This is a genomic window from Streptomyces sp. SKN60, from assembly GCF_026236535.1.
Classification (GTDB): domain Bacteria; phylum Actinomycetota; class Actinomycetes; order Streptomycetales; family Streptomycetaceae; genus Streptomyces.
This window is the reverse complement of the sequence record NZ_JAHTMW010000001.1, coordinates 94,574-110,634: the sequence shown is the minus strand read 5'-3', so window position 1 is coordinate 110,634 and position 16,061 is coordinate 94,574. Positions and strand designations below refer to the sequence as shown.

15 protein-coding genes and 1 pseudogene are annotated in these 16,061 nt (G+C 73.0%); 5 read left to right on the top strand and 11 right to left on the bottom strand.

Annotated features, from left to right (window positions below; genetic code table 11):
• Window positions 1-76 precede the first annotated feature (76 nt).
• Window positions 77-667 carry a rhodanese-like domain-containing protein gene (locus KV205_RS00520; protein ID WP_265861230.1) on the top strand — a complete coding sequence of 197 codons (591 nt, stop codon included), beginning with the start codon at window positions 77-79 and terminating at the stop codon, window positions 665-667.
• Between the two features lie 28 nt (window positions 668-695).
• On the opposite strand, the gene KV205_RS00515 is transcribed toward KV205_RS00520, so the two are convergent.
• The 7 genes from KV205_RS00515 to KV205_RS00485 form a co-directional block, all read right to left on the bottom strand.
• On the bottom strand, window positions 696-2,837 hold the full coding sequence (locus KV205_RS00515) for a TerD family protein (protein ID WP_265861229.1): 2,142 nt from the start codon (window positions 2,835-2,837) through the stop codon (window positions 696-698).
• A gap of 93 nt (window positions 2,838-2,930) precedes the next feature.
• Window positions 2,931-3,362 (bottom strand): YciI family protein, encoded by a 432-nt coding sequence (locus tag KV205_RS00510; protein ID WP_265861227.1) that lies wholly within the window; start codon window positions 3,360-3,362, stop codon window positions 2,931-2,933.
• A gap of 113 nt (window positions 3,363-3,475) precedes the next feature.
• A complete protein-coding gene (locus KV205_RS00505) occupies window positions 3,476-4,291 on the bottom strand; it encodes an ATP-grasp domain-containing protein (RefSeq protein WP_265861226.1) in 816 nt (271 codons plus the stop codon).
• Window positions 4,288-5,538 (bottom strand): winged helix DNA-binding domain-containing protein, encoded by a 1,251-nt coding sequence (locus tag KV205_RS00500; RefSeq protein ID WP_265861225.1) that lies wholly within the window; start codon window positions 5,536-5,538, stop codon window positions 4,288-4,290. The genes KV205_RS00505 and KV205_RS00500 overlap by 4 nt, the downstream gene beginning before the upstream one ends.
• A 64-nt stretch (window positions 5,539-5,602) precedes the next feature.
• A complete protein-coding gene (locus KV205_RS00495; protein ID WP_265861223.1) occupies window positions 5,603-6,664 on the bottom strand; it encodes an aldo/keto reductase in 1,062 nt (353 codons plus the stop codon).
• Between the two features lie 10 nt (window positions 6,665-6,674).
• On the bottom strand, window positions 6,675-7,580 hold the full coding sequence (locus KV205_RS00490) for an alpha/beta fold hydrolase (protein WP_265861221.1): 906 nt from the start codon (window positions 7,578-7,580) through the stop codon (window positions 6,675-6,677).
• Complete coding sequence (locus KV205_RS00485) at window positions 7,577-8,557, bottom strand: DUF5937 family protein (RefSeq protein ID WP_265861220.1); 981 nt, start codon at window positions 8,555-8,557, stop codon at window positions 7,577-7,579. The genes KV205_RS00490 and KV205_RS00485 overlap by 4 nt, the downstream gene beginning before the upstream one ends.
• Window positions 8,558-8,587: 30 nt before the next feature.
• Here KV205_RS00485 and KV205_RS00480 point away from each other — a divergent pair.
• A pseudogene (locus KV205_RS00480) lies at window positions 8,588-9,940 on the top strand (MDR family MFS transporter); the annotation flags it as partial.
• Window positions 9,941-9,988: 48 nt separating this feature from the next.
• On the opposite strand, the gene KV205_RS00475 reads toward KV205_RS00480, so the two are convergent.
• The 4 genes from KV205_RS00475 to KV205_RS00460 form a co-directional block, all read right to left on the bottom strand.
• Entirely contained in the window at window positions 9,989-10,219 is a 231-nt protein-coding gene (locus KV205_RS00475) for a DUF4287 domain-containing protein (RefSeq protein WP_265861218.1), read from the bottom strand.
• A gap of 133 nt (window positions 10,220-10,352) precedes the next feature.
• The gene (locus KV205_RS00470) at window positions 10,353-12,635 is read right to left on the bottom strand and encodes an FtsX-like permease family protein (RefSeq protein ID WP_265861216.1); all 2,283 of its coding nucleotides are present in this window, start codon (window positions 12,633-12,635) and stop codon (window positions 10,353-10,355) included.
• Between the two features lie 4 nt (window positions 12,636-12,639).
• Entirely contained in the window at window positions 12,640-13,320 is a 681-nt protein-coding gene (locus tag KV205_RS00465) for an ABC transporter ATP-binding protein (RefSeq protein ID WP_265861215.1), read from the bottom strand.
• Window positions 13,317-13,751 carry a hypothetical protein gene (locus tag KV205_RS00460; RefSeq protein ID WP_265861214.1) on the bottom strand — a complete coding sequence of 145 codons (435 nt, stop codon included), beginning with the start codon at window positions 13,749-13,751 and terminating at the stop codon, window positions 13,317-13,319. Before KV205_RS00460 ends, KV205_RS00465 begins: the two co-directional genes overlap by 4 nt.
• 194 nt (window positions 13,752-13,945) lie before the next feature.
• On the opposite strand from KV205_RS00460, the gene KV205_RS00455 reads away from it, so the two are divergent.
• The 3 genes from KV205_RS00455 to KV205_RS00445 all read left to right on the top strand — a co-directional run bounded on the left by KV205_RS00455 (window position 13,946) and on the right by KV205_RS00445 (window position 15,929).
• Complete coding sequence (locus tag KV205_RS00455; protein WP_265861213.1) at window positions 13,946-14,266, top strand: hypothetical protein; 321 nt, start codon at window positions 13,946-13,948, stop codon at window positions 14,264-14,266.
• A 61-nt stretch (window positions 14,267-14,327) separates the two neighbouring features.
• On the top strand, window positions 14,328-15,215 hold the full coding sequence (locus KV205_RS00450; protein WP_265861211.1) for a GNAT family N-acetyltransferase: 888 nt from the start codon (window positions 14,328-14,330) through the stop codon (window positions 15,213-15,215).
• A 153-nt stretch (window positions 15,216-15,368) separates the two neighbouring features.
• The gene (locus KV205_RS00445) at window positions 15,369-15,929 is read left to right on the top strand and encodes a hypothetical protein (protein ID WP_265861209.1); all 561 of its coding nucleotides are present in this window, start codon (window positions 15,369-15,371) and stop codon (window positions 15,927-15,929) included.
• Window positions 15,930-16,061: the final 132 nt, after the last annotated feature.

The window sequence follows — 16,061 nt, the reverse complement described above, 5'->3', positions numbered from 1 at the left end:
CTCCTCAGCAGATACCCCAGGGGGTAATTTACTCCCCACCACGGGGTCCCGTCGAAAACCAAGGATGACACCTGCCATGCCCACCCCCACCCCCGCTTCCCTCGACGCCGACCAGACCCGGGCCCGGCTCGCCGAGCTCACCGTCGTCGACGTCCGCACCCCCGGCGAATACGCGGGCGGCCACGTCCCCGGCGCCCTCAACGTGCCCCTCGACCGGATCGACCGCGCCGTCCCCGCCCTCAAGGAGGCGGCGGCCCGCGGCGAGCTCGTGATCGTCTGCCAGTCCGGCAACCGCTCCCGCACCGCCTGCGACCGCCTCGCCGCCCACGGCATCCCGGTCACCAACCTGACCGGCGGCACCTCCGGCTGGGCCGCCCGCGGCCACGCCCTCGCCCACCCGGCCGGCCCCGCCCCGACCCGTACTCCCTGGGCCATGGACCGCCAGGTCCGCCTCACCGCCGGCACCCTGGTCCTCCTGGGCCTCCTCCTCGGCCTCCTCCACCCCGCCTTCCAGCTCCTCTCGGCGGCGATCGCGGCCGGCCTGGTCTTCTCGGCCCTCACCAACACCTGCGGCCTCGCCGCCCTCCTCGCCAAACTCCCCCACAACCGCACCACCTCCTGCGCCGTGGACCTGGACACGACCCTGGCCCGGCTCAGGCAGGGCTGAGCCGGGGCTGAGGGGCGGCCGAGCTGTTTCAGGCCCGGGCGGCGGGTGCGGGCGTGGGCGCGGCCGCGGGCGTGGGCGCGGCCGCGGGGGTGGCGCGGCGCTCGAACTGGCCGAGATGGGCGACCACGGAGCCGTGGAACCGGTCCACGGCGTCGTCCACGCTGCGGATGAACCCGGACTCCGTACTGCCCCGGCTGGCGCCCATGCCCTTGAACAGGGACAGCCGGAATCCGGTGATCGCCGCCCCGTCCTTCGGCAGCAGGTCGCCGGGCTCCGGCCGCAGCCGCTCCAGGGTGCCGCGCGGCCCGTTCCGGCCCTCCACCAGGGTCTCCACGTGCAGGTCCGCCGGAGCCTCGGCCAGGACCCGGACGAGCCGCTTGGCGACGGACAGCGGATATCCGCTGTCCGGGGCCGCGACCTCCACGGACGTGCGGATCTTGCCCGTGCGCAGGTCAGCGGTGACGGTGAGGATGCTCTGCGCGCCGTCCATCCGCACCTCCGCGCTCAGCCGGCCCTCCTCGCACAGCCGGTCCGCGAGCTCCGCGCGCCGCGACATCGGGTCGGTGCCCCGCCGGGCCCGCTGCACGGGCAGCACCTTCTGTCCGAGCTCGCCGCCGAGCCGCAGACACACCTGGCGTACGAGGCGCTCCCAGCTCTCCACGACCTCCACGGCCCGCGGGTCGCCCTGGCAGAGCGTCTCGGCGTCGATGCCGTTGCGAACGGGGACCCAGGCGGGGCCCATGTTCTGGAAGCCGTGGCAGCCCGAGTTCTCGTGCTGGAGGTAGTGGAGCAGCTCCTGCAGCAGCCAGGCGTGCGCCGCGTTGCCGACGCCCTCGTGCCGGATCAGCATCTGCGCCTGGTGGGCGACCTCGGCCCATGAGAGATGCCGGAGCGCCACCCTGTGCTTGCGCCGGCCGTCGATCTTGACGTCGACGAGCGGGGTGCCCTCCAGTGCCACGTCGTTGGAGAGGGTGATCACGGCCTCGTAGCCGCGCCGGGCCGCGATGTCCATGTAGTCCTGGACCTGCTCGGCCTTGAGCGGATTGCCGTTCGTCTTCGTCTCGACGAGCGCCGTCCACAGCTTGCCCGCCCGCTCCACCCGGATCACGCCGTCCGGGCGCCTGGGGGTGTCCCCGTGCGGGAGCGAGACCTCCGTGAACGTCTGCATCCGCCCCGCCGGTGCGCCGAACGCGGCGGTGAGCCGCCGCCCGAACTCCGGCACCTCCGCCATCACCGACAGCAGCACGGACGTCGCCCGTACCTCCCGCTCCCGGTCGCTCTTGTAGGAGGGGACGGGGAAGAGCCGGGCGGGCTTCCACGCGTCGTTCTCCGCGAGGGACTTCTTGGGGGTGGTGGGGAGGGTGACCTTCTTCTTCGCGGTGCGGGGGCGCCGGCGCGGTGCGGGGACGGGGGCGACCGGCGTGGGGCCGGGGGCTGCGGCGGGGGCTGGGACCGTGGAGGGCGCGGCGGGTGCGGCGGACGGTGCGGCTTCGGTGGGCGAGGCGGGCGCGGAGGGGGCCGGGTGTGCGGGCGGTCCGGAGGTTTCCACTGCCGTGGCGGCCTCCGCGCCCGCCGCCTCCGCCGCCTCGGTCGTGACGTCGCCCTCTCCGTCGCCGTCCGCCTCGTCCTCGAGGATGTCGATGCCGAAGTCGGTGGCGAGGCCGGCGAGCCCCGTCTCGTAACCCTGCCCGACCGCGCGGAACTTCCACTCCTCGTTGCGCCGGTACAGCTCGCCGAAGATGAACGCCGTCTCGACCGTGGCGTCGCTGATCGAGAAGCCGAGCAGCGTCTCGCCCGAGCGGTCCGAGACCGTCATCCGCAGGTCGTCCAGGTCGCCGAAGCGGGCCCCGCCGTACTGGCTCGCCGCCACGACGACGGTCCGTACGTCGTCCGGGACGGCCGTGAGGTCGAGCCCGATGCGGTCCTCACTGCCGTTCTCGGTGGGCGTCTTGCCGAGCAGCTGCACGCTGCCGTCCTCGGCGGCCGGGTGGTTGTAGAAGTAGAAGTCGGCGTCGTTGCGGACCTTGCCGTCGCCGTCCAGAAGCAGGACGGACACGTCCGCGTCCCCGGCGCCGGAGGCGCTGCTCCAGCTCAGACCGACGATCACCGATCCCGCGTCCTCGCTCAGTTCGGCGAGGCCGACATTGGCTCCCTTGGTCAACTCGTGCATGTGTCCCCCCGGACAGTTCCGATGCGGCAGGCGCCCCGGGGGAACCGTAACGTCCGCAACCGCCGGTTGAGGAGGAGTTGTGAATTTCGGGCGTCACGTCGTGGCGGCGCCGATGTCGGCGCCGCCCGCCTCGTCGATCGGGCGGATCACCACCGGGTACTCCGGTGCGCCGGGCGGCTGCGGGCACTGGGCCACCCGGGCCGCGATCTCCGTGACCCGGTCCAGGCTCGCGCAGTCCACCACCCAGTAGCCCGCGAGCACTTCCTGGGTCTCCGCGTACGGCCCGTCGGTCACGACCGGCCGGCCCTCGGAGTCGGCGGTCACGAACCGGGTCCTGGCCGGCTCGACCAGCCCCTGCCCGTCGATCCACTCGCCGCTCTCCGCGAGGTCCTCGTTGATCGAGTTCATGTAGGCGAACATCGCCCTCAGGTCCTGTTCGCTCCACGCCGGGCTCTCGGGCGTGGCCTTGCCGTTCATCGCGTCGTAGTCGGCCTGCGAGCCCTGCACCATCACCAGGTACTTCATGACGTTCTCCTCGCTCCTCGTCCGGAGGGGTGGGGTGGGGTGTTCTGGTGTGCTGTGGTTCTCTCACAGGGGACGTCGGAGCCGGGGCGCGTTTCTCGTCACCCGTACGCCAGTCAGCCCGATCCCGTCGGCGATGTCACCCGAAGGAACGAGCGGTCCCGCTCCGCGACCCGCTCGCGCGGGCCCGCCGCCCGCAGGACCACATCGAGGACGGCATCCGGATCCGCCGCGTAGCACTGGGCGAACCACGCCATGTTCGCCTCCACCACCGCCCACCCGGTGCCTTCCACCGTGCCCACGTCCACGACCACCCCGCTCGGCAGGGTGTCGCCCACCGCCGAGAGCAGCTCCTCTCCGAAGCGCCGCGCCTCCGGCGTGAGCGGGCCGGGGTCGAGCCGCCCGTACACGGCGTAACGGCTCCCGGTCACGACCCGCCCGTCGAGGACGAAGAGGCGGTACTCGGCCGTGAACGTCACCGGGTCCGAGACGAGGACCGGCGTGTGCGGCGGCACGGTGCGCGCGAGGTCGGAGAGGCCGCGGTCGGGGTCGTCGCCGTACACCCCGGGCGCGAACGACTTGTCCGACGGCGGCTTCAGGAACACCGGCTGGAACACCTCCCGGTAGACGGCCGAGAACGGCTCCAGCGTGATCCGGCGCCGCGTGAACTCCCACGGCAGCCCCGCCAGCCAGCCGTCCGACGGCTCAAGCAGCCCGAGCCCGAGCCCGGACCCGAGCGCTGGAGCGACCCGGTCGGCGAGCCGCGGCCCGCCGTGCCAGTGCACGGCCTCGCCCGGGCGTACGACGGAGTCCGCCGGCCGGCTCCCGTCGAGCACCCGGGTCGCCATGCCGCGCCGCCGGGCGGCCTCGGTGAGGAGGAGCGCGGTGGAGGTGCGCTGCGCGGATATCAGGAGGAGGTCGGTGCCGGTCACAGGGAGCTCAGTTCCTTTTCGAGAGGGGTACGGAAGCGGGGCGTGATCCGGACCTCGCCGACCCAGGCCGCCAGTCGCGCCGCCTCGGCCTCCACCGCCACCTCCACCGCTCGTACGGCATCCTTCCCCAGGTCCGTGCCCATGCCGGCGCCTGTGAACAGCCGCCACACGATCTCGCCGTCGGCGCGCTGCGCCCAGCCGCCCACGATCCGCCCGTTCCACCACACCGTCGGACCGATGTTCCCGCTCCGGTCGAACAGCGCGGCGCGGTGCGCCGGGTCCAGGTACCAGTCGCGGGACTGCCACCCCATCGGCGTCGGATCGAGCGCCGGCAGCAGCGCCGCCCACGGCTCGTCCGCCGGCGGTACGTGTTCGGATACGGGTACGGGTACGGGATCGAGGTCGTCCGGCAGGACGAAGCCGGTGCCCTCCTCCAGCGCGACGCGTTCCGCCCCGACCGCCGCCAGGGCCCGCCGTACGTCCGTGACCTTCCAGCCCGTCCACCACTTCAGGTCCGCCTCGGTCGCCGGACCGTACGCGGCCAGCCAGTGCCGTACGAGCTCCGCCTGCGCCTCGCCCCGCGGGATCTCGGCGTACGGCGGGGCCGGCGCCCAGCGGAACCGGCTCGACGTCCAGCCGCCCTGCGGCCGCCCCCGGGCGATCCGCCCCTCCATGCCGAGCACCCGCAGCACCCGGCTCGCGACCGACTGCGGCCCCTCCTGGTTGGTGCCCACCCCGTACACGTACTGCGCCCGCAAGCGCGGTACGGCCGCCCCGAGTTCCGCACCCGTCGCCTCGCCTCGCGCCGCCAGCTCGGCCAGGACCTGCCGCTCGGTCTCGGCAAGCCACTGCGCGTCGTAGTCGCTGCCCGCCGTCAAGTGCTTGACGAGCGTGGTGCGTTCGCGGACGGAGGCGGCGTCGGCGGTGGAGGAGTGGACGACGGCGGCGAGCGCGGACGGCACGACGAAGAGGGTGTGCCGCATGCCGTGCATCCGGGTGAGGGTGCGTTCCCCATACAGTGCCTGCTCCAGCGCTGTCACCGGGTCCGGGGCCCGGCCGGGCGCGGCCGCGAGCCGCGCGCCCACGGCCAGGAACACCGTCGCCGCGTCCGTCGCGTGCAGCGCCACCAGCGAACCGGCGACCTCCTCCGCTGTCCCCGCCCGCGCCGCCCCGGCCAGCCGGTGCCGCACCGCGAGCCGCGCCCGGCGCTCCTCCGGCCCGATCGTTCTCCTCGTGGTCTCACCCATGGGCCCAGGATGACCTCACGCGGCGCGCCCGGCGAGGAACCTGGGCGGGAATCCACTCGGGAACCTAGTCGGCGGCGGCGCGTTCGCCCGCCGGCCGTCGCCGTGCCGCCGGGTCGGTGAGGGAGCGCGGCTGCCAGACGCCGTCCGCCCGGTAGACGTCGGTGCCGGGCGGCACGATGGAGTCGATCCGGTCCAGGATCTCGTCGCTCAGCACCAGCGAGGCGCCCTTAAGGAGCCCGTCCAACTGCTCCTGGGTACGCGGCCCGAGGATGACGGAGGTGACCGCCGGGTGCGCCGCCGCGAACGCGATCGCGAGCTCGGGAAGCGTGCAGCCGATCTCCTCGGCGATCGCCGTGAACTCCTCCACGGCGTCCAGCTTGGCGGCCGTGACCGGCAGCTCCGGGTCGAAGCGCTGCGGGTGGATCGTGGGGCGCCCGGAGCCGAGGTCCATCGGCCGGTTCTTGCGGTACTTGCCGGTGAGGAAGCCGGACGCCAGCGGCGACCAGGTCAGCACGCCCATCCCGTACCGCTGCGCGACAGGCAGCACGGAGGTCTCGATGCCGCGCGCGAGCAGCGAGTACGGCGGCTGCTCGGTGCGGAAGCGGCGCAGGCCGCGCCGCTCGGCGACGGCGTGCGCCTCGACGATCCGTTCGGCGGGGAAGGTGGAGCAGCCGAAGGTCCGGATCTTCCCCTGGGTGACGAGGTCGCCGAGGACGTCGAGGGTCTCCTCGATGTCGGTGCGCTCGTCGGGCCGGTGTACCTGGTAGAGGTCGATGCGGTCGGTGCCGAGCCGCCGCAGGCTGTTCTCCACCGCCTGCATGATCCAACGCCGGGACGTGCCGCCCCGGTTGGGGCCTTCGCCGCCCACCGGGAAGTACACCTTGGTGGCGAGGACGGTGTCGTCGCGGCGCCGCGGGTCGCGCAGCGCCTTGCCGACGATCTCCTCGGCCTCGCCCGACGAGTACATGTCGGCCGTGTCGACGAAGTTGATGCCCCGGTCGAGGGCGCTGTGAATGATCCGCTCGCAATCCTCGTGGTCGCGATTGCCGATGGCCCCGAACATCATCGTGCCGAGGCAGTACGTGCTGACTTCGATCCCGGTCCCGCCGAGTACCCGATAGCGCATGCGCCGCACCCTAGGTGTTGGAGTCCACTCCAGGGCAAGCGAGTTGGGCGTCGGAGTCGAGGCCGACGTCGGCGAGGAACTCGGTCACGAGGGCGTGGAGCAGTTCGGGGCGTTCCAGGTGCAGGTCGTGGCCGGTGCCGGGGAGGCAGACACCGCGCAGGCGGTCGGGTCGGAGCCGCGCCATCTCGTCGTACTCCTCCGTCCCGATGATCCCCTTCTCGCCGAGCACGGCGAGGACGGGCACGCGGATCGCCGCCCACTCCTCCCACCAGGCTCGGCCGGTGGGCCGGGTGTTCTCGGCGAGGGAGGCCACCATCACCTCGGGGTCGAATCGGGGCCAGAGGCCGTCCTCCCGCTGCTCGAGCCCGTCGGCCCAGCCTTCCCCTACGGGTCCGCCGCCGAGGTGGGCGACGGCCGCCGCCCGGTCCGGGAACGGCACCGGCCAGGCCCGCAGCCAGCCCCCGACCTCGTCCAGGACGCCGGGTTCGGCGGCACCGGGACCGGCCTCGACGAGGACGACCGCGGCGAGGTTCTTCGCCTGCCGGCCGGCGGTGAGGAGGGCGGCATGGCCGCCGTACGACTGCCCGAGGAGGACGGTCCCGTCGAGCGCGAAGTGATCGAGTACGGCGAGGACGTCGGCGACGTACGCGGCGCGCGAGACATCGGCCGGGTGCCGCTCGCTCGCGCCGTGTCCGCGCTGGTCGAGGGCGAGGACGCGGTGTCCGTCGGCGCGCAGCCGGCGGGCGAGCCCGGCCCATTCGCCGGCGTGGCCGGCGAGCCCGTGCAGCAGGAGGAAGGGCCGCCTCCCGTCGCCGCCCCAGTCGCGCACCGAGAGCCGTACGCCGTCGGGTTCGCGCGCGCTCCGCCGTACGAGAACGTGCTCGGTCCACGATTCGCGGGAGGTCCATGAGTTCATCGAGGCTCCAACTGGGTGTCCGGCCGGGGGCAGAGCAGCGTGTCGGCGACGGCGGTGCGGGCGTAGAGGACGGACCGGCCGCTGCGGTGCGCGGTGACGAGCCCGGCGTTGCGGAGGGCGGTGAGGTGCTGGGACACCGCGGCCGCCGACAGGCCGAAGACGGCGGCGAGCTGGGTGGTGGAGGCGGGGGTGTCGAGCTCGGCGAGGAGCAGCGCGCGGGACCGCCCGAGGACGCCGGCGACGGCCTCGGTGGCGTTCGTGGTGGTGCGTGGCTCCCACAGGTTGCCGATGCCCCGTGCCGGATAGGCGAGTTGGGGCGGATCCGGGGCCACCGAACGGGTCAGCACGCGCGGCCACGCGAACGCGGACGGGATGAGCAGCAGCCCCGAGCCCGCCTGGTCGCGGGTGAGCGCGCAGGCCCGCCGGACGAGCCGCAGGGTGCCGTCGTCCCAGCGCACGGTCTCGTGGAGTTCGCCGAGGACGCGCGCCGATCCGTGCTCGGCGACCTGGCGGGCGCGGTGGAAGACATCGGCTTCGAGGAGGCCGCGGATGCGGGCCCAGTAGGGGGCGAGGGCGATCTCCCAGTAGGTGAGGATCTCCTCGCGGAGCCGTTCGAGGTCGATGTGTTCGGCGCGAACCCCCGTCCTCCCGAGCATGTCCAGGTCGCGGGCGATCTGCTCGACGGGTGTGCCTCCGATGGCGTCGAGTTCGCCCTCCAGGGTGGGGAAGGGCCCGGCGGGGGTGGGGTTCAGGAAGTCGGCGAGGTAGCCGTGCGGTGGTACGAGCGCGGCGAGGCGCCCGCGGTCCAGCCCGGCCCGCCGGAAGCGGGGCCGCACCTGATCCGCCCAACTGTGGTGGAGCGGCGTCGGGTTGTCGTTGCGGAGGAGGCGGAAGCTGGTGACGACCTCCCACATGGGGGAGACGGCGAAGCGGGTCTGGGCGAGGTCGGCGGCGGAGAAACTGAGCGCGGAGTCCATGTGTGCGTGCTGCCCCCGTGATCGATCCCGATGGCGGATCCCCATGCTGGATCCCGATGGTGGATCCCGATGGTGGATCCCGATGGTAGATGGATTCGGCTGGAGCTTAATCATTGGAGGGGGTACGGGGCACGCCCGCAAGCTCCTGCCATGCCCTCCCAGCCTGCCAAGCTTCCCAAGCCCGTCTCCTCCTCGTCTTCCTCGTCCTCCTCGTCCTCCTCGTCGTTCGGGAACCTTCCGCCCGTCGTCTGGACGCTGTTCGCCGGCACGGTGATCAACCGGCTCGGCTATCTCGTCACCCCGTTCCTCGTCTTCTTCCTCGCCTCGCGCGGGGTCACCGGCACCGACACCACGTACGTCCTCGGCGCGCTCGGCGCCGGCAACCTGGTCGGCCCGGCGGTCGGCGGCATCCTCGCCGACCGCATCGGACGCCGCCCCACGATGCTGATCGGCCTGCTCGGCTCGGCCGCGGCGCAGGGCGCGCTGTTCATGGCGCCCGGCGTGTGGACGATGGCCGCCGCGGCGCTGCTGATCAGCGCCACCGGCATGGCCGTGCCCCCGGCGGCGTACGCGCTGATGGCCGACGCCGTCGACCCGGACCGCCGGCAGCGCGCGTACGCCCTCTTCGGCTGGGGCGTCAACATCGGCACGGCGGTCGCGGGCGTCCTCGGCGGCTTCCTCGCGGCGCAGGGCTACTGGCTGCTGTTCGCCGTCGACGCCGGTTCGATGCTGCTGTACGCGGTGGTGGTCGCCGCCCGCCTGACCGAACCGCCGCGCGGCCCCCGCCCCGCCGGCGACGGCCTCGGCTACGGCGTCGTCCTGCGCGACCGCCTCGCCGTCCTCCTCCTGCCGCTCTTCGGCATCGCGCTCTTCGTCTACTCCCTCACCGAGGTCGCCCTGCCGCTCGCCATCCGCGACAACGGCCTCTCGCCCGCGGTGTACGGGACGATGGCGGCCCTCAACGCGATCCTGGTGGTCGGGCTCCAGCCCTTCACCACGGCGCGGCTCGCCCGGCTGCCGCAACTCCCGGTGTACGTCGCGGGCAGCGTCCTCGTCGCGATCGGCGTGGCCCTCACCGGACTCGCCGACGGTGCGGCCGGCTTCGCCGTCTCGGTCGTCGTCTGGTCGCTCGGCGAGGTGGTGGTCGCCGGCATCGGCGCCGCGATCGTCGCCAACCTGGCCCCGGCCCACGCCCGCGGCCGCTACCAGGGCGCCTTCAGCTGGACCTGGGGCGTCGCCCGCTTCGGCTCCCTCACCCTGGGCGTCACCCTCTACACCGGCCTGGGCCCCGCCACCCTCTGGTGGACCGCCCTGGTCGCGGGCGTGGCCGCCTCGGCGGCGACGCTGGCCCTGAAGGGGCGCGTGACGGAGCGTGCGACTGCGACTGCGACTGCGACTGCGACTGCGACTGCGGCTGAGGCTGAGGCTGAACTAGCGGTTCCGGCCGGCGAGGACGTGCGCGACGAGGGCGTTGGCGTGGCCGTGCCCGAGCCCGTACTCGCTCTTGAGCCAGCCGACGAGCTCCATGTGCTTGACGAGCGGTGACCCGTCGACGATCTCCAGCCACTCGGCGATCGGACGCCCGTACTTCTTCTCGATGGAGGGGAAGTAGCTGGCGGGACCCTTGACGGCGGGCGCGGGAGCGGCGGGGGCGGTGGACATGAGGCGACCTCTTCTCGTCGGGGCTTCCCCTGGGCTTCTCCTGGGCTGTCCCGGGGCTTTCGGGGAGGTAGACGTGGGGCGCGCCGAAAAGTCATCGGCGCGCCCGCGATCTTTTCGATTCCTTGCGACGTGGTCAGTCCCGGCGGATGTGCTCGGGATCGACGTGCCGCCGTACGACGGGCAGCGCGGCCACCCCGCCCACCACCAGCACCCCGACCGCGCTCCCCACGAGCAGCGGCAGCCCCTCCCAGTCCCAGTGCACGGCCCCGCCCCCGGTGATCAGATAGCTCGACTCCGCCAGCCACCCGGTCACGACCGCCGCCCCGAGCCCCACCCCGAGCGGCAGCACCACCTGCGCACACTGCGCCACCCGCAACGTCCCGCCCCGCGCCCCCAGCAGTGCGAGCGCGGCCACCTGGCCCCGCCGCTCCATCGCCCGATCGGCCACGGACACGAGGAAGGCGGCCACCCCGACGACCAGCCCGAGCGCCATCCCGGACACGAGCAGGCTGCGGATGACGGTGAGTTGGTGGAGCGAGGTCACGACGATGCCGACGGGCTCGACGTGCGCGGTGGGGGCGACGGCGCCGATGGCGTCGAGGGTGGCGCGGACGGTGGCGGGGTCGGAGGAGGTGGCGAGGCTGAGGGTGCCGTGGACCGTGCCGTACGGCGCGATGAGCGAGGGCGGTACGAGTACGTCGGCGCCGACGACCACCGACGGCTGGACGACGCGCACCGCCGTCGCATCCTTCGGCACCGTGATGTCGAGGCCGCGGCCCTCACCGAACCGGAAGGGGTAGGTGCGCCCCGGGATCGCGTCGGGGTCGGGAAGGAGGTCGGGATCCTCGATGCGGAGCACCTTCCCGTCCACGCACTCGCTGGACGAGCTGACAAAGGCAGCAAGTTGGGCACACGTGGCCACCATGACGGTGAGCTGGGGCCGGAGTTCCCCGTCCTTCGGTGCCCACGAATCCGTGGCGAGCGCCTGGCCGCGTAGGTCGGCCACCTGCCCCAGCCGACCGCGCTGCTGCGCGCTCAGCTCGTCGGTCGACAGCTGGTACTCCTGTACGGGCGCGGTGCGCCGGCTCACCTGGTCCAGTTCCACCAGCACGCCCTGCGTCAGCGAGGTCGCGTACACCAGCAGCACCAGCCCCGTGACGACCCGCAGTGCGCTGCCCGGCTCGACCTCGGCGCGCCGCATCGCGAGGGCGAGGGGCAGGGACTGCACACGGCCGGCGAGCTGCCGGGCGAGCCAGGCGGTGATGGGCGCGAGTCCGAGTACGAGGCCGGCGCCGGTCAGGAGCACGGCTCCGGGGATCAGCAGGCTGGAGGCGGCGCCGCCGCTCGGGTCGCGGCCGATGACGCTGAGGACGCAGTAGCCGCCGATGACGCCGAGGCCGGGCAGCAGGAGCAGCGTTCCGTACTTCCGCGGCGGCTTGCGCTGCGCGGTGCGGCGGACGTTGAGCGGCCGGAGCGCGGCCTCGCGCGCGGACCGCCGGCCCACGAACCAGGCGAGCGCCGGGCACAGTACGAGACAGACGCCGAGCGTCGTCGCCTCGGGGCGTCCGTCGGCCGGGAACCAGTGCAGTCCCGGCAGCCCGATCCGTGCCATGACCTCGTTGAAGCCGAGGTATCCGGCGATCCCGATGACCGCACCGAGGAGGGCGGCCGCGACGGTCTCGCCGGCGTTGACCCGCAGGGTGTCCTTCACGCTCAGGCCGACGAGGCGGAGCGCGGCGAGCCGGCGGGCCCGGGTCTCGGCGGAGAGCCGGGCGCAGACGGAGAGGAAGACGGCGAGGGGGAGCAGGACGATGCAGGAGAGGGTGAAGCGCAGGATGTCGAGGGTGGACGGCTCGACGACCTCGTGGTCGGGGTACGCCTTGCCGAACGAGACCAGGGGGTGGGCGTCGGAGGGCAGTTGGGCGGGGGTCCGGCCGATGTACGCGTAGAGGTCGTCCTGCGCGGCGAGCCCGGCGGGTCCGATGACGCCGGTGATCCGGCCGGGTACGAGCCCGGCGAGAGCGGGCCGCTCGGCGAGGAGCCGCTTCAGACGGGGCGAGACGACGGTCTCGCCGGCGGCGGGCAGCCGGTCGAGGCCGGGCGGTACGGGTACGGGGGCCGCGCCTGGCGTGGTGCGGGCGACGAAGACCCGGTACATCGGCTCGGAGCCGTAAGCGTCCTCCCGTTCCGCTGCGGCGACGGTGGAGACCTGCCTCGGCTCCGCCAAGGGGTCGAGGAACCGCAGGCTGCGGGCCGCGTCCCGGGCCTCGTTGGCGGCGAGGACCGTCGGGATGGTGAGGACGGCCGCCAGACAGGCCACGCCGAGCGCGCACCCGCCGGTCATGAGCAGGAACCGGGCGCGGGCCCGGTTCCCGCCGCGCCACAGCAGGCGCAGGCCGAGGAGGAAGGAGTTCACGCGGTCACCGCCCGACCGCTGCTACGGGGCTCAGGACGCCGTCGACCATCGTGTACGTGACGTCGGCGCGGGCGGCGACGCCCTGGTCGTGGGTCACGATCACCACGGCGGTGTCCTGGTCGCGTGCGAGCCGCAGGAACTCGTCGAGTACGGCGGTGGCGTTGGCGCTGTCGAGCGCGCCGGTCGGCTCGTCGGCGAACACGACGGCCGGCCGGTGTACGAGCGCCCGCGCGACGGCGACCCGCTGGCTCTGCCCGCCGGACAGCTGCGACGTCCTTCGCTGCAGCAGACCGGTCATCCCCAGCCGCCCGAGCACTTCTCCGGCCGCCGCGTGCGCGGGGGCCTTGCGCTGCCCGGCGAGGCGCAGCGGCAGGGCGGCGTTCTCCTCGACGGTCAGCTCCGGCAGCAACTCCCCGTACTGGAAGACGAACCCGAACCGCTCGCGCCGCAGCGCGCTCAGCTCCTCGTCCCCGAGCCCGGCGAGGTCCACCCCCTCGAAAACCACCCGCCCCCCACCCGGCGCGAGCACCCCGGCCAGGCAGTACAGCAACGAGGACTTCCCGGACCCGCTGCTCCCCATGACGGCGGCCACTTCTCCGCGCCGCAAGGCGAAGTCGACGCCGCTGACGGCCCGGTGGTCCCCGTAGAAGAGATCCACGCCCTCGGCGCGGAGAAGGTCACTCACGACTCGCCGTTCCCCTGTCGGAGGTAGTGGAAAGTGGGAACGCAGTTGTCGGGCCGCAGTGAGCCGCGGTCGCGGCACACGCGGAGGCGGGCCTCCGAGGTGAACTGCGCTGCCCCGTCCCAGACGACCCTGTCGAGGTAGACGTATTTCTTCTGGGTCCCCTTGAACCGGTTCCAGTCGTAGGCCTCGACCTTCACCTCGACGTAGACGTTGTGGCCGTCGTTCGGCGAGACGTCCCTCAGGCTTCCCTTGAAGTGGAAGCCGCCGTGGTTCCGGCTCTTCGGCTCGAAGACGTAGGAGCCACCCTTGAACTCGACTCCGTCGGTGTGCACGTTCGGAATGGTGTGCCACGAATCCGCCACCGCCCCGCCCGCCCCGCCCAGGAACAGCCCGGCGGCGATCGCCACCGACACCCACGTGCGCTTGCGCATGTGTCCTCCACTCGTCGCACCAAGAAGATCTTGTCGCGATGAGTATTGAGGTGACTACTCGGCGTAGTGAAATGCGGGATCGTTTCCTTCCCACCATCTGGTGAACCGACGAACGGATCGTCAACACAAGCCGCACCCCCGCGTGTCGCGCGAATTCCGCCGCGCCGTCCCGGGGTTGCTCCTAGGCTCCTCGCGTGACCGAGAACGAGATCAAACTCAAGGCCATCGCCGCATTGACGGCGCTCCGCGGCGGCGTCGACGAGAGCCTGGTCTCGGATCTGTTGGGCGAGGTCATTCCGGGGCAGTTCGCGGTGCCGGCCGACGCGAGTGCGGAGGAGGTCGGGCTGTCGGTCCTGGCGCAGTTGTCGGAGCCGCTGAGCGCGCTCGTGAACGGGTTCATCCTCGCGTTCGAGGCCGTCGCGGACGCGCATGACGCCTCCGGTGCCGTACCGGCCACCGAGCCGATCCTCCAGGAGCTCGCGCTGCGACTGGCCAGCGACAACTTCGACGACTGACCTCCTCCCCTCCCTCCTCCTCCCCTCCCTCTCCCGTTCTTCACCTGCTTACGGAGCTGACGTGCCCATACGCCTGACCGCCCTCGCCGACCCCGAGCCGAACTCCATCGGCCGCCGTCTCGCCTGGCTCGCCGACGGGCCCGAGGGGGCGCCCGCCGGGTCCGCCTTCCTGCGGCTCTTCGAGCGGGAGGGGCAGCGGCACCTCGCCGAGTTCGACGCGCGGGTCCATCCGTCCGAGCGGCGGCGGGGCGTCGCCACCGCGCTGCTCGACGCGGTGGTGGCGGCGGCGCGGGAGGACGGGCGGCGCAGTCTTGTCGCGCAGGCGGAGGCGGGGTCGCCGGGCGCCGCGTTCCTCGCGGCGCGCGGCTTCCGGGTCGCGATGACGCTCACGTACGCCCGACTGCCCCTCGCCGAGGCCGATGTCCCCGCGCTCGCCGCGGAGGTCGAGAAGGCGCCGGCCGGCTACCGGCTCGTGGAGTGGGAGGGCATGGTGCCGGACGACCTGGCGGCGAGCTACGTCGCCTCGCGCCGTGCGATGGACGACATGCCGATGGGGACGATCGACTACGGCACGGTGGTGTGGGACCTGGAGCGGGTACGGGCGGCGGTCGGCGCGGTCGAGGGGCGCGGCGAGGTGCTGCACACGGTGGCGGCGGTGGCCGAGGCGGACGGTTCGGTGGTCGGGTTCACCGAGCTCGTGAGCCCGGCGGAGGGGGTGGGCGACGGGGAGCACTACGGCACCGCCGTCCTTCCCGAGCACCGCGGCCACGGCCTTGCCCGCTGGATGAAGGCCGCCTCGATCGTGCGCGCCCGCGAGCGGCAGCCGAAGCTCGGCGGGCTCGTCACGGACACGGCCGACAACAACCCGTACATGCGGCGCGTGAACGACGCCCTCGGTTACCTGCCGACGCACGAGGCGCACGAGTTCCAGCGCGAACTCACGGGCTGACGACTCACGGCTGACGGCTCACGGGCGGAAGGGATTCCCGGCACGGACCTCCCCCAGCGGTCGTCACTCGCCGGGGTGATCACCGGTGTGATCACCCCGCTCCGGCGGTGCGCCTGCGTGAACGGGCGCGGCGCGGCTGCCGAGGATGCGCGCATGCGCCTCTCCTCGACCCTGCCGCGTCGTGTCCTCGTACCGTTCGTCACCGCCGTCGCCCTGCTCACCACCGGGGCCGCGGCCTCGGCGGGCGCCGCCGAGGCCTGCGGTTCGATCATCACCGCCCCGCTCGCCCCGCCCGTCGCCGCCGACGACCCGTGTCCCAGCACCGACCCGGTCGTGTGCCGCATCCGCGTGATGCCGATGGACGAGAAGGTCGACGCCCAGCGCACCCGCATCCGCTACCACGAGCTCCTGGAGGACATGCACCGCACGGAGGCCGACATGCGGGCGGCGGGTGCCACCGAGGAGGAGATCGCCCGCGAGCTCGTCGACATGCGCAACCAGGCCAAGGAGATCACCCGCGCCGGCATGACCCCGGCCGAGGTCCGCATCCTGGAGGAGCGCAACATGGCGAAGTACGGCAACCCCCTCGGCCCGACGGCCGACCAGCTGTACGCGAAGTACGGCTCCTGGGAGAAGGTCACCGACGCCTCCATGCGCACCAGCTACGCCGTCGACCGCGAACTGAGCCTGGAGTACCGGCCCTGCCCGGTGTGATTCAGGCCCGGCCCGGTGGAACGACAAAGGCCCGGACCGCTGAGCGGTCCGGGCCTTCTGCCTGGCGGAGGATACGAGATTCGAACTCGTGAGGGGTTGCCCCCAACACGCTTTCCAAATGTTCGTACGGGG

Coding starts and splice junctions, on each gene's coding strand:
- KV205_RS00510 (WP_265861227.1), bottom strand. CDS start 3,362: ATGAAGTACCTGGTGATGGTGCAGGGCTCGCAGGCCGACTACGACGCG.
- KV205_RS00515 (WP_265861229.1), bottom strand. CDS start 2,837: ATGCACGAGTTGACCAAGGGAGCCAATGTCGGCCTCGCCGAACTGAGC.
- KV205_RS00495 (WP_265861223.1), bottom strand. CDS start 6,664: ATGCGCTATCGGGTACTCGGCGGGACCGGGATCGAAGTCAGCACGTAC.
- KV205_RS00520 (WP_265861230.1), top strand. CDS start 77: ATGCCCACCCCCACCCCCGCTTCCCTCGACGCCGACCAGACCCGGGCC.
- KV205_RS00445 (WP_265861209.1), top strand. CDS start 15,369: ATGCGCCTCTCCTCGACCCTGCCGCGTCGTGTCCTCGTACCGTTCGTC.
- KV205_RS00475 (WP_265861218.1), bottom strand. CDS start 10,219: ATGTCCACCGCCCCCGCCGCTCCCGCGCCCGCCGTCAAGGGTCCCGCC.
- KV205_RS00490 (WP_265861221.1), bottom strand. CDS start 7,580: ATGAACTCATGGACCTCCCGCGAATCGTGGACCGAGCACGTTCTCGTA.
- KV205_RS00500 (WP_265861225.1), bottom strand. CDS start 5,538: ATGGGTGAGACCACGAGGAGAACGATCGGGCCGGAGGAGCGCCGGGCG.
- KV205_RS00485 (WP_265861220.1), bottom strand. CDS start 8,557: ATGGACTCCGCGCTCAGTTTCTCCGCCGCCGACCTCGCCCAGACCCGC.
- KV205_RS00460 (WP_265861214.1), bottom strand. CDS start 13,751: ATGCGCAAGCGCACGTGGGTGTCGGTGGCGATCGCCGCCGGGCTGTTC.